The following is a 15,336-nucleotide window of genomic DNA, read 5'->3' on the forward strand; positions in this document are numbered from 1 at the left end:
CGACAATCGCAATTTTACTTATACCAATTTTATTAAGTTTCTTCCCACTCAGCGAGAATTAAAAGGCACTTAGGCAAGGCATTGATTGCAGAGAATAGTTATTCTATTGTCCAAATCAATAACGCGGCATAGAGGCCTTTTAAACTCGCCCTTGGGAGCTTATTTATAAAATGATAACGGCACAAATTTATTTGATTTAGCCTGCTAGACCATCACAAATTTTATTTGTTCTAATTTCATAAATACAGCTCTGAGCTGTGAATAAGCTTAATGCAATTGGTATTACTTATTTTCAGCGGAATTATTATCCGCTTAAAATAACAAAAGGATTTTACTAATTGCTCAGTAAAATCCTTTTCAATGCTTAATAAATTATTAAGCAATTAAACATCAACCTTTCAATTGCCTACCAAGGTAAGCGAATAAAAAGTGCCAATATTTAAAATCTAATTAACGAGTGCGTGCACAAATTTCGTCATCAGAGAAGAAATAAGCAATTTCACGAGCTGCTGATTCTAAAGCATCAGAACCGTGAGCAGCATTTTCGTCAATTGAATCAGCAAGATCAGCACGGATAGTTCCAGCTAATGCTTCAGCAGGGTTAGTAGCACCCATGATTTCACGATTTTTAAGAACAGCGTTTTCGCCTTCTAAAACTTGAACCATTACTGGGCCAGAAGTCATAAATTCAACTAAAGCGCCGAAAAAAGGACGTTCGCTATGTTCAGCGTAGAAACCTTCAGCTTTTTCTTGGCTTAAGTGGATCATTTTAGAAGCAACAATTTTTAAACCAGCAGTTTCAAAACGGTTGTAGATTTGACCAATGAAGTTTTTAGCAACTGCGTCTGGTTTTACGATAGAAAAAGTACGTTCGATAGCCATGATAAGCCCTTATAATAAATTTAAATTTTAGTGTAATTAAGTAGAGATCAAATTAACAAACTGACATCTACAAATTTTGGCGCGATTATAAACGAAATAATAGTAAACTGCTAACATTAACCGTTGAATAATTATCATAGGGTTTGTTGACCTTTCGAGGTTATTTTTGCAGCTGTTTATTGGGTATTTATACAAGGCAGAGCCTTTGTCATGTGTTTGTTCCACATCAAAAGTCGATAACGCCGTATAAATGACCAACAAACGCTGTCCAAAAGATTCGGCTAAAAGCGCTTTATTTTTGTTGAGTAGTGTTTGCTTAGAGTGACTAGACTACACACTACTCGCCGAGAATAAACCGCTTTACTTTCTTTAAAAAGGGCAAACAACATTTAACTGCGAAAGATCAACAGCCCCTGATATTTTGTTAATTTTTTACTGGTCCTTTAGTCGTAGTCACCAACTAGATAGTCAAAGCATTCTTCAAGTTTATAATGAAAAGTTCCGTTTATTGGCCATTAGCTGAATTTCGCTGTAACTCAAGCGGGTTGTGATTTCTTTCATTTCATTGGTAAAAATAATAATAAATATTTCATCCTTTCATCTTAAATTGTCATTTTTGGTTGTTACATTTGGTCACATTGTCGAAAAAATTCTGAAATGCTTTCATAGTTCACTGCGAGTTAAAATTAAACAACTGCAGGATTATCAATGCAATTTATAAAACGTGCGCATGGGGAAGAACAACCATACTGGCCAGCAGGGCCATTTAAAATTAGATTACCTTTTGTTCATTACCGCTGGGAATTACCAGAAATGATACAAGGTTTTTTCATGTTCGTGGTTGGCTTAGCCATGATCCCTTTGCTTGAAAGTTACTTAGGTATGCCATATGAAGCAGCATTAGCTTTTACCTTTGTTGCTGGTGTAGGTTATATTTTACCCGCCTTACTCGGGGTTCCTTTAGTGCCCGGTTGGATAACACCAGCAATTCCTGTGGTATTACTTTACTTGAAAGGCTTTGAGCCAGGTCCTGAAGCAATCAGAGCATTATTTGCCTTACAAATTGAAGTCGCTATTATTTTTCTTATTTTGGGCGCAACTCGTCTAGGCTCTAAATTAGTTGATGTCATTCCAAACTCACTAAAATGTGGAATAATTATTGGCGCCGGCATGGCAGCCATGATGGGTGAACTAAAAATTGGTGGTCGTATTGATGCAACACCTATTTCATTAATTGTTGGCTCTATTATTTCAGCCTATATCTTATTTTCTCTTTCTTTTAAAAATGTTATCAACGAAAACTCTTTTGCCCGCAAAATTGCAAACTTCGGTATGGTACCTGGAATGATCATTGCTATGCTCGTAGGTTGGACTGTCGGTGAATACCCATTACCTGACATAAAATGGGGCATTACTAACCCAGATTTCTCGTTAATGTGGCAGTATTTACCCTTTACTGTTGGCTATCCTGATTGGGAAATATTCTTACTGGCCATCCCAACAGCCTTAATAGCTTATGTGATTGCTTTTGGCGATATCCTTGTTGGTTTTACCTTAGTTAATCGTGTTGATCATATTCGTAAAGATGAAAAAATTGAAGAGAATGTTGACCGTGTTCATCTTGTTACCGCTATTCGTAATGGTTTTCACGCATTTTTAGCACCATGGCCTGGATTAGCAGGACCACTATGGACAGCTGCCCACGCTACCGTTGCAGAGCGTTATGCTATGGGTCGTAAATCGATGGAATCTATTTATAGTGGTGGTGGTACTTTTTGGATGAGTGGTTTACTTGCGCTATTCGCATTGCCGTTAGTGACCTTATTTAAGCCGGTATTACCAATCGCACTTTCTCTGACCTTAGTGCTTACAGCCTATATATGTATCATGGTTGGTATGGAACAGCTAAAAAATTCAACGGAACGCGGCGTTGCCGGAATTGTTGCAGTTACATTAGCTATGCCTGATCCTAAATCAACCATGTATGCAGTATGTATTGGTGTAATACTTTACTTCCTCATTGAGCGCCCTAGATTAATGGGTAAGCATAACAGCGAAGATAACATTATTTTTGCTGATGAAACGCAGGAAGAAGTCGCTGTAACTAACAGTAATAATACTTAGTAATAGGGGATATATAAATGACTACTATAAACATCTTTGAGCAATATTTAGAGCCAAATGAAGCTAACTATATGGCTCTTACTCCCATTTCGTTTTTAGAGCGAGCGGCCTTTGTTTATCCAGACAAAACAGCAACCGTAAATGGTGATATTCGTCATACTTGGTTAGAAGTTTTTCAACGTTGTTCACGCTTTGCTAGTGCTTTAGCAAAACGAGGCATTGGCAGAGGCGATACGGTTTCAGTTATAGCACCCAATATTAGCGAACACTTTGAAGTTCACTTCGGTGTACCTATGAGCGGTGCAGTACTCAATTCAATCAATACTCGTCTTGATGCCGAAGCTATTGCTTTTATACTGGTGCATGCAGAAACTAAAGTATTAATCACCGATAAAGAATTTAGCCCAATAGTTAAAAAAGCATTGCGCATGATCCCACACAAACCTTTAGTCATTGATATTGATGATCCTAATTTTAACGACGGTCAATTAATCGGCTCGTTAACCTATGATCAGTTGCTAGAAGAAGGTGATAGTGACTTTGAATCAATACGTCCTAAGAATGAATGGGATGCTATCTCTTTAAATTATACTTCTGGTACAACCGGCGATCCTAAAGGCGTGGTTTACCACTATCGTGGTGCCTACCTTAACGCCGTAAGTAATGTTATGTCATGGAGCATGGGCGAACACCCAGTCTATTTATGGACGTTACCTATGTTTCATTGTAACGGCTGGTGTTTTCCTTGGTCGATTGCAGCAACTGCAGGTACCAGTGTAAGTTTACGTCATGTGCGTGCAGAGCCTATATTCAATTTAATTAGATCTGAAAAAGTGGGCTACTTTTGCGGTGCTCCTATTGTATTGAATATGCTTAACGGCGCAGAGCCTTCATTAAAAGCCGACATTAATCACCCAGTGAAAGTAATGACTGCTGGTGCTCCACCTCCAGCTTCAGTGATAGAAGGCATGGAAGCATCTGGTTTCAAAGTAACTCATACCTATGGCTTAACCGAAACTTATGGTCCTTCTGTTGTTTGTGCCTGGCATGACGAATGGAATGAAGAAAGCCCTGAGAAGCAGGCTAAATTAAAATCTCGCCAAGGGGTTCGCTCTCCGATGCTTGATCAATTGATGGTAGCCGATCCTGAAACTTTAGAACCTATGCCAAAAGATGGTGAATCAGTCGGTGAAATCTTTATGCGAGGTAACCTAGTGATGAAGGGCTATCTAAAAAACCCTTCAACCACGCAAGCTGCTTTTGATGGCGGTTGGCTTCATTCAGGTGACATCGCGGTTTGGCACAGTGATGGTTATATTGAAATAAAAGATCGCTCTAAAGATGTCATTATTTCAGGCGGTGAAAACATTTCTAGCGTTGAAGTGGAAGATATTTTGTATCGCCATCCCAAAGTTCAAGAAGTGGCAGTGGTCGCGAAAAAAGATGATAAATGGGGAGAAACACCTTGTGCGTTTATTACACCAATGCCAAATGTGGAAATAACCGAACAGGAAATTATCAGTTTTTGCCGTGATAATATGGCGCACTTTAAAGCACCAAAAACCATAATATTTGGTGAGTTACCAAAAACATCAACGGGTAAAATACAAAAATTTGTTTTGCGTCAACAAGCAAATGAATAAATAGGCAAGTAATATACCCAGTCCACTTGAAGATGTTCGTTTCAGGAAGTCTGAGCGATTCATAATCAAGGCACATTTTTTTATTAAGGGTCATTCCCTTAAAAAGAAATGTAACACAGAGTATGATTTGCTCAGCCTTCCCCAAGGGGCTGGTTTAAAAGCGCTTTATGCTGCGTTATTGATGTCGACAATAGAATAACTATTCTCTTCAATCAATGCCTTGCCTAAAGGCGTTTCTAATTCCAGCTGAATCATGCATCTTCAAGTGGAACGGGTATAAATATGAACACTGTTTTTTAAATAGTAGTTATATACTCAAACGGCTGCGAACTACATGACCCTGTATTTTGACGTTGTTTTAGTATAGTCCCTTCCAACCTCCTACTATTTTTTTGGGCTGGCTTATCGCCAGCCCTTTTTTTATAATAATTTTATCGTTTATTTGAACTAGGTGACTAATGTTTTTACAGCAAAAATTGTCCCGTACTTTCTTTTCTGCCATCACCTCTATTTTACTCGTATTACTTATTGGTATTTATTGGTATTCAGTGCCTTTAATTAATAAAGAAGTATACAAAATTGAAAAAAATGCCAGTCGTTTAGTCTTGAATAATGTCTTTGAGTTAGCCAGTACCATGCAACTCAACCTAAAACCTCAAAAAGAAGAAGTTGTTCATAGACTACGTCAAATAATAAAAAATAGTGTCATTGCCAAGACGGGTTACCTTTTCATTTTTGATGAACAAGGAAATATGCTGCATCACCCTAACCCCAATATTAACGGCACCAACGCTTTACAGCTTAAAGATCCAAAAACAGGAAAGCCCATTTTACAAGAACTCATTGCTGTTGCTGATACAGGAAAAGAGCTTGAATATCTTTGGGATAAACCTAGCGATGCCAATAACTATAGCTATAGTAAATTATCCTTGGTACGACACCTACCTGAACTGGGTTGGTATATTTGTTCTTCTGTCTATATCGACGAATTGCAAAGCAGCGGAAAACTGCTTAGCCAGCGCATTTTAACCATGGGTTTTATTACCTTCATGTGTGCAATTTTTTTAGCGTTAATTTTTTCCTATTGGGTAACCAAACCAATCAATACACTGGCTTTAATAGCCAGAAAAGTGAGTCAAGGCGACTTAACCGTAACCAGTGGAATATCACGTACCGATGAATTAGGTATTTTAGGCAAAGCCTTTGACGACATGGTAGAGCAAATGCGTGAGAATATTGAAATGCTTGATTTAAAAGTTGCCTCACGTACACAAACGTTAGCCACAACCAATGCACAACTACAACAAGCACTGAGCGAGAGTCAACAAGCACAACAGCAATTAGCACAAGTACAGCACATCAATGCTGTTGGGCAACTTGCTGGCGGATTAGCCCACGACTTTAATAATATACTCACTATTATTTTAGGTAACCTACTCGCAGCACAACAAGATAATGAGAATAATAGGCCATTATTATTACGCTTGTTGCCTGCAATAAAAGCCTCACGTAAAGGCAGTGACATTACTAACCGTTTATTAGCCTTTTCCCGAAGACAATATTTAGTGCCTTGTAGAGTGAATATAAAGGCATTAATTGACGAAACAATCGAATTATTAAAAGGTTCTTTACCCAGTAAAATTACAATTAACATAGATTATTCATGTGACAATTTGCAGGTTTATGTCGATGCTAATCAGCTAGAGAATTGTTTAATTAATTTGGTGTTAAATGCCAAAGATGCCATGCCAAATGGCGGGATTATCACTATCATTGTCAATAAAAGAGTAGTGAATGAATTTTTACAGTTTGATGAAGAAGTTACCTTCGGGGACTACCTTGATGTCACTATCACTGATGATGGTAATGGTTTCTCAGAACAAGCAATAAACAAAGCATTCGAACCCTTTTTTACTACCAAAGATACTCACCAAGGCTCGGGTCTTGGCTTGAGTATGGTGTTTGGCTTTATCAAACAATCCCAAGGTTATATTCGCATTGCTAACCAACAAAATGGCGGCGCTAAAATATCGTTATTATTGCCCTTACTTACTTATGAAGAAGAAAACAACTCAAAAGCAATACTTCATGACGATACAAGAATAACGAAAGAAACTGGCTTCTCGAATAAACTGATTTTATTAGTTGAAGATGATCATGATGTTCGCGCGATTATTAGAGAGCAGTTAATTTCATTTGGCCTAAATGTTATAGAGGCAAATGATAGTGATGAAGCCGAGCAACTTATTGATACTATTAATGACTTATATGGTATGGTTTCAGATATTAGTATGCCGGGTAATAAGGATGGTTTTGAACTGGCTACCTTGCTAAAAAGTCGCTCCCCTAACTGTAAGATTGTACTCATGAGTGGCTATTTTCAACAGCAGCAAAAACCCAATAAAGACACGCCTATTTTGTTAAAAAAACCTTTTGTGGCAAGTAAGTTATTTCAAGCATTACAATAAAAAAGAATCGAGGTGATAACACTTGTGAATACTAAACCCTTAATTTACGTTATCGATGATGAAGCCGAAATATGTGACTTAGTTTGCCAAGAACTGGAGCGTTATAACTTCAGTACGCAAGCATTCACTACAGGCGAACAAGCCCTATTGGCAATTAAAAAACAGTTACCATCACTTTGTATTATTGATCTTGGTTTGCCTGATATGGATGGTTTGTCATTAGTGAAGAAGCTTTTTGATGATAAAAAAATTGGCGTTATTATTTTATCAGGTCGTAACAGCTTGCCCGATAAAGTCTTAGGCTTGGAGCTTGGTGCTGATGATTATATTAGTAAACCTTTCGATCCGCGAGAACTCGTTGCTCGAGTAAAAAGCATCATTCGTCGGATTGTAGTCAATGAATCACCTATCACATCACTTCATACCGCAAGCTTTGGCGATTGGACATTTGAACAATCAACACTGACTTTAGCCAACAACAAGGGCGATAGCTTTATGCTAAGCGCTGCTGAAACTGAAATACTGATGGTATTACTGAATGCCCCCAGACAAATATTATCACGAGAGCGTTTACTGAGCGAAGATGCAACATCTTTCGACCGGAGTATTGACGTTAGAATGTCGAGATTAAGAAAAAAAATAGAACACGATCATAAAAACCCCAAAATCATTAAAACGGTGTACGGTGCAGGGTATATTTTTACTTTGGAAGTCACTTGGCAGTAAGTTATGTTGATAGCAAAGTAAACTAACGTATTCTAAACATTAGTGAGTTCGCTACTTTGCTTTTGAACATGACTCAATAACCTCAATTCTGCTTAAGCAGAGTTGAGGTTAATTAAGCAATCACCGAATATTACAAGCTTGTTCTACGGTATTGACGATATTCAGGTTTCCAAAAATTATGCTCTATTTTTGCTAACAATTCATCATCAGTTAGCTCCAATGCTAATCCTTGTTTATAAGCTACTTTAGCAATAGCAAAAGCAATATCCCTACTTAATTGTGCAATAGACGTTAACGGTGGCAATAACTCATCAGACTCGCCATTTGCAAGCGGTGATGCCGCAGCTAAGGTTTCACTCGCCACTTGTAACATCCCATCGGTAATTCGACTGATATTTGCCGCAACAACAGCTAAGCCAACACCAGGGAAGATGTAACTATTATTACATTGAGCAATTGGGAACGTTTTTCCTTGATACTCAATAGGATCAAACGGGCTTCCTGTTGCAATAATTACTTGCCCTTGTGTCCAATTAATAACTTGGCTAGGTGTTGCTTCAACTTGACGAGATGGATTACTTAACGGGAAGATTATCGGCATCTCACAATGAGACTTCATCGCGGTAATAACTTTTTCAGTAAATAATCCCGCTTGGCCAGAGACACCAATAAGAATATCAGGTTTAGCGCCGTGCATTACTTCAACAAGTGAGGCAAACTCTCCAGCAATATCCCACTCAGCGATGGCTTCATTGCTTTGTACTAGTTTTTGCTGAAAATCACGAAGTTCGCCCATACCCTGCGTTAACAAACCAAACCTATCAACCATAAACACTTGGCTACGGGCTTGCTCGGCACCAAGGCCTTCATTCATCATCTGGCTGATAATTTGTTCGGCAATACCACAACCTGCAGAGCCTGCACCAACAAAAGCAACATTCAACTCTGAGAGTTTAGAGCCTTTACTACGGCAAGCAGCCAGTAAAGTCCCAACAGTTACCGAAGCAGTTCCCTGAATATCATCATTAAAACAACAGATTCTATCTTTATAACGTTGCAATAAAGGCATCGCATTTGGCTGTGCGAAATCTTCAAATTGCAACAAAACATTTGGCCAGCGACGTTTAACTGCGCTGATAAATAACTCTAAAAATTCATCATAGGAATCTTGATCGATACGCTTATGTCGAGCACCCATGTACATAGGGTCATCTAATAGTTTCTGGTTATTAGTACCTACATCAAGCATTACCGGCAAGGTATGCGCTGGGCTAATACCACCACAAGCGGTATAAAGAGAGAGCTTACCGATTGGAATACCCATACCGCCAATGCCTTGATCGCCAAGACCCAAAATACGTTCACCATCGGTAACTACAATCACTTTTACTTTATTTTTAGTCGCATTACGCAGCATGTCATCAATATTAAATCTATCTTCATAAGAGATAAACAAACCGCGTGAGCTGCGGTAAATATCAGAAAACTGCTCACAAGCATCGCCAACCGTTGGGGTATAAATAATAGGCAACATTTCGGCCAGATTATTTTGTACCAATTTAAAAAACAACGTTTCATTATTATCATGGATAGCACGTAAATAAATATGCTTATTGATGTTAGTTTGAAAACAACTGTACTGACGAAATGCACGCTCTGCTTGTTCATCAATACTTTCAAAGCGTGGTGGCAAAAGCCCAGTTAGGTTAAAACTACCGCGTTCTTCTTTGCTAAAAGCACTGCCCTTGTTCAGTAAAGGGGTTTCTAATAATGATGGACCGGCATAAGGGATGTAAAGTGGGCGTTGAGATTGAGGCATTTGGATGACTACTTATTTGTTTTGTGAATAATCGAAATAGGTGAAATTGATAATACCATTAGTATAAATGATATTGAACCTGCTGCAAAGCAGGAGAATGGTTGAATATGTTAAAAATGAGAATAATTAGTTGAATCTATTTGATAAAAAATTAGATTCTACTATGTGAAATCAGCATATATTATAAGCAAGAACAGCAGGACTCTACTAGCTGATGATTTGAAGCCAGTGCAGTCAAAGTAATATCGACAAAGCAACAGAACTAATCTACTTCTGCCATCCAAGCTAATTGAATCGCTTCTAATACTCGCTCGCCGCAATGCTTAGGATCATCATCAAAACGTTCCAAATCAAGCACCCACTGTCTTAAATCAGTGAAATGCAGTTTAAAGGGGTCAACGTTAGGATGCTCTTCAATTAAGTCCAACGCTATCTCTTGTGAATCACTCCAAAGTAGTCCTGTAGCCATGATGTTTTCCTATAATGAAGCCGTTACTTTAGCAAGTTTATACTTATGTATTTAACAATACGTTTAACACTAAAATAACAAATGAAAGAAAAAGAAATCTACAATTAACATTAGTATAAGCCAAATGAATAGCAACCTTGCTTTTCGACAAAAAGGGCAATCGGTATGCCACCAATTTTTAAGTTTACTCTTCATTCACACTCCACAAAATACACCTAGTCACAATATTAACGTATTTAGTGATTAAAACCATAAAACAAAATTAGCCAAATAATCACAAAATAAGCAACACAATGCTAACATACAGTGAATAATTGGTTTTAAACTCCATCAATAATCAATAAACATAAAAAACAGGCTGAAGCATGGACTCTTTTGATAAACACATTTTAAGTATTTTACAAAAAGATTGTACTTTATCAACCAGCGAGATTGCTGAGCGAGTGGGACTTTCGACGACCCCTTGTTGGCGAAGAATCCAAGCAATGGAAAAATCAGGTGTCATTAAAGGGCGTGTTGCCCTGGCGGATCCAGAAAAGTTAAACGTGGGTTTATCTATTTTTGTTATGGTAAAGACTAATCAACATAATCCCGATTGGTTAACGACCTTTGCTAAAATTTCAGAAGACTTCCCTGAAATTGTCGAGTTCTATCGCATGAGTGGCGATGTAGATTACTTGCTTAGAGTTGTGGTGCCCGATATGAAAGCCTACGACCGATTCTATAAAGAGCTTATCACTCGGGTAGATTTTTCTGACATAAGTTCAAGTTTCGCTATGGAAGAAATAAAGTACACCACTGCTCTGCCTATTGATTATATATAGCTTTTTAATATGGGGAAAACCTAACAGCTGCTCAATAAGTCTTTATAAAACCACCTAAGTAGTGACCCTATTAAATATGTAGCAGTAATTCAATAGGGTAGCGCGGCTTAATTAGTGACCCTATTAAATATGTAGCAGTAATTCAATAGGGTAGCGCGGCTTAATTAGTGAGAGTTTTACTTTTATTCATTACTAAAATTGTGCTGTAACGTTAAAATAATATCCTTCGTATTCATTTCTATTTTTCTCGTTCACAACTGAATTATAACCCGTTTGCACTGAGTAATTCTGATTAATGAAATAATTAGCACTCACACCATAAGCATCATCTTCGCTAAAATAAGCGGTAATAGATGTTCTTGTATCATAATAATAACTGCCATTTACACTCCAGTAATTCTCAGCAAAAAAATAGTCCCTATTATCATGTAGATATTCACCACCAATCATGAGATAACTTTGCTCTCCTACGCTAAAAAAGTATTGAGATGAAAGTTCGTTGATATCAAAATTATCACTCGCATTATAGCTAAAGCCAATATAATCAGTCCCCTCTAGCTGCCAATTATAACTCATAGTATAACCACAAATATTATCGAAATTTTCTTCACAACCAGCACTAATAAGAAAATTATCAGAAAATAAATACCCTATTAATAATGAGACGTCACTATCATCGTTATCAAAGCTATAATCATTCCACTTACCTTTTGACTCGTTATAGTCGTAACTAGCGCCAATGATGAAGCTATTTACTATCCATTGACCACCGATACCGTAGGTAGTAGCGCTTGAATCAAAATTAGTGTCCTGACCATGCATTAAAGAAGAGCCATCCCTATTTCGGTTGACCGCCGAAGCAAAGACATTACTACTAGTATTAATGTAAGCAAACTCATTTAAAGGGCCGAGTGCCAACCTTTCATCAAAATAATATTTACTGGATAACGAAAAATTATCCGAATCACCTTTATTGTAAAATCCATATTCTGGTGCATCAGCAAAGTAACTTTCATGAGCGTAAGATAGTGACGTAAACGACTGGTAGCTTTCGGCAAGTACGGTATTGCTTAGGAGAATAACTGCTAAGGCTGATAGTTTTGATAGTTTCAATGTGTAAGTTCCCTTTAATTGTAATATCCATATAAAACAAAGTAAATATGACAGTTCCCACTTCCCTCGTCTACCAATACACTAAGAATCTTACACTTTTCATACAATTAGCAGGAAACATGCTTCTTGATTGGTAACCGGTATAATAATAAAATATTATTTATCACTTTTTCATACCCTTTTGCAGATTTAATATGAGTACAATAAAATTCTCAAGTACAGAAACAGAGCAGTTAGTTATTAAGATTCAAGACTATTTTGCCAAAGAGCTCGATCAAGACCTTGGTCAGTTTGATGCTGAATTTTTACTCGACTTTTTTTCTAAAGAAGTCGGCGCTCACTTTTATAATCGTGGTTTGTCTGATGCGCAATTGGTTATTGCCGCTAAACTGGACAATGTTAGTGAAATGATACAAGAAGGCATTAGTGAAATAGAAAAGCCTATAAGTTAAGTTCTTATCGTACAAGTAATATTGACACTTTAAAGTTTCACAGAAATTCGCAGCTATAATAATGGCTTTAGTCGGCTAATTTAAACCAATAAAAAACTCACCGAAGCGAGTTTTAATTACTGTAATACTTACTGCTATTTACAGCGTATCTTTAATCTTTAGTTTTTACCGGAAAACCGCGATCGCGCATTAATGCTTCTACTTTTGCATCTCGACCTCTAAAGGCACGATAAGCTTCACTTGGATCAACCGCATTGCGGACACTAAATAAATGCTCTACCAGTTTATCGGCAACACCTTTATCGTAAAAACCACCAGGAGCTTCTGCAAAAGCTTCTGCCGCATCAGACGTTAAGACTTCAGCCCACATATAACCATAATAACTTGACGCATACCCTTCACTACTAAAGATATGACCAAATTGCGGACTACGATGACGCATAACAATTTGCTTAGGCATTTTTAATTCAGCTAGTGTTTCACGCTCAAATTTATCTGGGTCAATACCTGTAGGGTCTACAGTATGAAACTTCATATCAACCAAAGCAGACGCTAAATATTCAGTAGTGCTAAAGCCTTGATTAAAGGTTGCTGCTTGTTTAATTTTAGCTATAAGCGCTTTAGGCATGGCTTTGCCCGTTTTGTAATGTACAAGGTAGTTGTCAATCACTTCATCAGTCGATAACCAACGCTCTAATAGTTGTGATTGAAATTCAGTGTAATCACGCACGCCAGAGTTAAGTGTTGGGTACTCAACTTTTGAGGCTAAAAAGTGTAAAGCATGACCAAATTCATGGAAGTAGGTTTCTGCATCTGACCAAGAAATCAAAGTAGGTTGTCCAGCAACACCTTTAGAAAAGTTAGAGTTGTTAGAAGACAGTACATTTGTCTTACCGCCAAAGGTTGTGTGAGAGCGATAGGTAGTCGCCCATGCCCCTGAACGTTTACCTTTACGTGCGAATGGATCTAAATACCATAGGCCAATATGCTCACCTGAAGTTTTATCTTTTACTTCCCAAACACGAACATCTTCATGAAATACCGGTACTGAACCATCAGTCACTTCCACGAAATTAAAATTAAATAAGCGCCCTGCTACATAAAACATAGCTTCACGTAAATTATTTAACTGTAAATACTGTTTAACTTCATCAGAGTCTAGGTCGTATTTATCTTTACGTACTTTCTCGGCATAAAAGCGGTAATCCCAAGCTTGTACTTCTTCTATCCCATCTTGTTTTTTCCCAATAGCTAACATATCAGCAACTTCTTCATCAACACGTGCAATGGCTGCTGGCCAAACAGATTCCATTAAAGCGATCGCATTTTCTGGTGATTTAGCCATGCGATCTTCTAATCGCCACGAGGCATAGTTTTTGTAGCCTAATAAGCCGACACGTTCATGACGCAGCTGTAATATTTCTGCAATGATGGCATTGTTATCAAACTCATCGCCATTATCACCACGGCTGTAGTAGTTTTGCCAAACCTGTTTTCTTAAAGCACGCTCTGTTGAATACGTTAAAAAGGGGTCCATAGAAGAGCGAGTATTGGTAATTGCAAACTCACCTTGATGATCTCGCTCAGTCGCAGCAGCAGCGGCAACATTTACTATAGACTCTGGTAAGCCGCCCAACTGTGCTTTAGTTAAGTAAACAACATAACTTTCTTCATCCGCTAAAACGTTATTACCAAACTTCGTTTGTAACTGCGCTAACCGTTGATTAATTTCGGCATAACGCTCTTTATCGCTATCATTTAATGTCGCACCATCACGTGAAAAACTATTATAAGTTAATAAAACTAAACGCTGTTTTGCCGGACTCAATGATTTAACTTCATCAGAATTATAAACAGCTGAAATACGATTAAATAATTTTTTGTTTTGTTTGATCCTTGATGAAAAGGTAGATAATTTCGGTGCTAGTTCTGTACCAATTTTTCTAAATTCACTGCTTGATTTATTTGCACTCCAAATACCGTAATACGTGAAAATTCTATCTAGGTCACTGCCCGTTTTTTCCATAGCAACAATTGTATTTTCAAATGTAGGCGCTTGGGGGTTATTAGCAATTAAATCGATTTCAGCTAAATTAGTCGCCATCGCTGTTTCCATTGCTGGCACTAGGCCTGCTAATGTTACTTGATCAAATGCAGGAACGCCCTGAAAAGGCCCTTGCCATTTAGCTAAGAGAAGTGCTTCGGATTCTTTTACCGCTTGAACACTGACAGTAGCTTTAGTTACTGTGTTAGCTGCTGGCTTTACATCGGTAACTTCTGTTGCTGTTGAGCAACCCATTAAAATACTAGAAACTAAAAATGCTTTGATAAACAGTGGTTTCATTGAATATTCTCTTTTTATAGTAATTGCCATTACTATACCAAGCATCAACTAGAGGCGATATATCAGTAATTACCATCTACCGCAGTATCAAAGCGGTTAATCTCATTTATACCCATTACCAATCAAAGTGAGGATTTCAGTGGGAATTAAAACCACTTTAGGCAAGGCAAATAATCAAAGCATAGTCATTCTATGCTTTGATTATTTAACGCCGTATAAAGTGATTTTAACCCCATCAAAGAAGCGCTTGAGCAACATTACTCCATCGTTGATGTGATTTATAATGACGCTACATGGATGGTGTTATTAGAGAATGCAGGAGCAATTCTCCTGAATAACCATTATTTCATCACAGCGTCTTGAATTGAAATAGCTCAAGTACTCTGAAACCTGCATTTTGAATGGTAACGGGTATATTATATGTTACAACACATAAAAAAGGCCGACTACCTAAGTAGCCGACCCAAGGGGA

At 37.7% G+C, this 15,336-nt stretch carries 11 protein-coding genes and 1 pseudogene; 6 read left to right on the forward strand and 6 right to left on the reverse strand.

What is annotated here, in order from left to right; genetic code table 11:
- Positions 1-450: 450 nt before the first annotated feature.
- Complete coding sequence (gene ndk / locus CXF79_RS19125) at positions 451-882, reverse strand: nucleoside-diphosphate kinase (RefSeq protein WP_011044987.1); 432 nt, start codon at positions 880-882, stop codon at positions 451-453.
- A 138-nt stretch (positions 883-1,020) separates the two neighbouring features.
- A pseudogene (locus tag CXF79_RS23755) lies at positions 1,021-1,220 on the reverse strand (hypothetical protein); the annotation flags it as partial.
- Positions 1,221-1,590: 370 nt separating this feature from the next.
- Here CXF79_RS23755 and CXF79_RS19135 point away from each other — a divergent pair.
- The 4 genes from CXF79_RS19135 (at position 1,591) to CXF79_RS19155 (ending at position 7,843) form a co-directional block, all read left to right on the forward strand.
- The gene (locus tag CXF79_RS19135; protein ID WP_011044989.1) at positions 1,591-3,006 is read left to right on the forward strand and encodes a solute carrier family 23 protein; all 1,416 of its coding nucleotides are present in this window, start codon (positions 1,591-1,593) and stop codon (positions 3,004-3,006) included.
- 17 nt (positions 3,007-3,023) lie between these two features.
- Positions 3,024-4,649 (forward strand): acyl-CoA synthetase, encoded by a 1,626-nt coding sequence (locus tag CXF79_RS19140; RefSeq protein WP_101157212.1) that lies wholly within the window; start codon positions 3,024-3,026, stop codon positions 4,647-4,649.
- A gap of 458 nt (positions 4,650-5,107) precedes the next feature.
- Positions 5,108-7,117 (forward strand): cache domain-containing protein, encoded by a 2,010-nt coding sequence (locus CXF79_RS19150; protein WP_011044991.1) that lies wholly within the window; start codon positions 5,108-5,110, stop codon positions 7,115-7,117.
- A gap of 24 nt (positions 7,118-7,141) precedes the next feature.
- On the forward strand, positions 7,142-7,843 hold the full coding sequence (locus CXF79_RS19155) for a response regulator transcription factor (RefSeq protein WP_101157214.1): 702 nt from the start codon (positions 7,142-7,144) through the stop codon (positions 7,841-7,843).
- Between the two features lie 130 nt (positions 7,844-7,973).
- Here the strand turns inward: CXF79_RS19155 and CXF79_RS19160 are convergent, their stop codons facing one another.
- Together CXF79_RS19160 and iscX are read right to left on the reverse strand one after the other, a co-directional pair.
- Positions 7,974-9,662 carry an NAD-dependent malic enzyme gene (locus tag CXF79_RS19160; protein ID WP_101157215.1) on the reverse strand — a complete coding sequence of 563 codons (1,689 nt, stop codon included), beginning with the start codon at positions 9,660-9,662 and terminating at the stop codon, positions 7,974-7,976.
- Positions 9,663-9,924: 262 nt separating this feature from the next.
- Positions 9,925-10,131, reverse strand: a complete 207-nt coding sequence (iscX, locus tag CXF79_RS19165; RefSeq protein WP_011044994.1) for a Fe-S cluster assembly protein IscX — start codon at positions 10,129-10,131, stop codon at positions 9,925-9,927.
- Positions 10,132-10,496: 365 nt separating this feature from the next.
- Between iscX and CXF79_RS19170 the strand changes: the two genes are divergently transcribed.
- Entirely contained in the window at positions 10,497-10,955 is a 459-nt protein-coding gene (locus tag CXF79_RS19170; protein WP_101157217.1) for an Lrp/AsnC family transcriptional regulator, read from the forward strand.
- A 192-nt stretch (positions 10,956-11,147) separates the two neighbouring features.
- On the opposite strand, the gene CXF79_RS19175 is transcribed toward CXF79_RS19170, so the two are convergent.
- Positions 11,148-12,068: a putative porin gene (locus tag CXF79_RS19175; protein ID WP_157825905.1), complete on the reverse strand. Its 921-nt coding sequence runs from the start codon at positions 12,066-12,068 to the stop codon at positions 11,148-11,150.
- Positions 12,069-12,262: 194 nt separating this feature from the next.
- On the opposite strand from CXF79_RS19175, the gene CXF79_RS19180 reads away from it, so the two are divergent.
- Entirely contained in the window at positions 12,263-12,520 is a 258-nt protein-coding gene (locus tag CXF79_RS19180) for a DUF2164 domain-containing protein (RefSeq protein WP_011044997.1), read from the forward strand.
- 151 nt (positions 12,521-12,671) lie between these two features.
- On the opposite strand, the gene CXF79_RS19185 is transcribed toward CXF79_RS19180, so the two are convergent.
- Positions 12,672-14,864: a M3 family metallopeptidase gene (locus CXF79_RS19185; protein WP_101157221.1), complete on the reverse strand. Its 2,193-nt coding sequence runs from the start codon at positions 14,862-14,864 to the stop codon at positions 12,672-12,674.
- Positions 14,865-15,336: the final 472 nt, after the last annotated feature.

The organism is Colwellia sp. Bg11-28 (assembly GCF_002836245.1).
GTDB classification, from domain to species: Bacteria; Pseudomonadota; Gammaproteobacteria; order Enterobacterales; family Alteromonadaceae; genus Colwellia; species Colwellia psychrerythraea_A.

Bases quoted from the DNA above. Each gene is read 5' to 3' on its own strand.
- ndk (WP_011044987.1), bottom strand. From the start codon at position 882: ATGGCTATCGAACGTACTTTTTCTATCGTAAAACCAGACGCAGTTGCT.
- CXF79_RS19135 (WP_011044989.1), top strand. From the start codon at position 1,591: ATGCAATTTATAAAACGTGCGCATGGGGAAGAACAACCATACTGGCCA.
- CXF79_RS19140 (WP_101157212.1), top strand. From the start codon at position 3,024: ATGACTACTATAAACATCTTTGAGCAATATTTAGAGCCAAATGAAGCT.
- CXF79_RS19150 (WP_011044991.1), top strand. From the start codon at position 5,108: ATGTTTTTACAGCAAAAATTGTCCCGTACTTTCTTTTCTGCCATCACC.
- CXF79_RS19160 (WP_101157215.1), bottom strand. From the start codon at position 9,662: ATGCCTCAATCTCAACGCCCACTTTACATCCCTTATGCCGGTCCATCA.
- iscX (WP_011044994.1), bottom strand. From the start codon at position 10,131: ATGGCTACAGGACTACTTTGGAGTGATTCACAAGAGATAGCGTTGGAC.
- CXF79_RS19170 (WP_101157217.1), top strand. From the start codon at position 10,497: ATGGACTCTTTTGATAAACACATTTTAAGTATTTTACAAAAAGATTGT.
- CXF79_RS19180 (WP_011044997.1), top strand. From the start codon at position 12,263: ATGAGTACAATAAAATTCTCAAGTACAGAAACAGAGCAGTTAGTTATT.
- CXF79_RS19185 (WP_101157221.1), bottom strand. From the start codon at position 14,864: ATGAAACCACTGTTTATCAAAGCATTTTTAGTTTCTAGTATTTTAATG.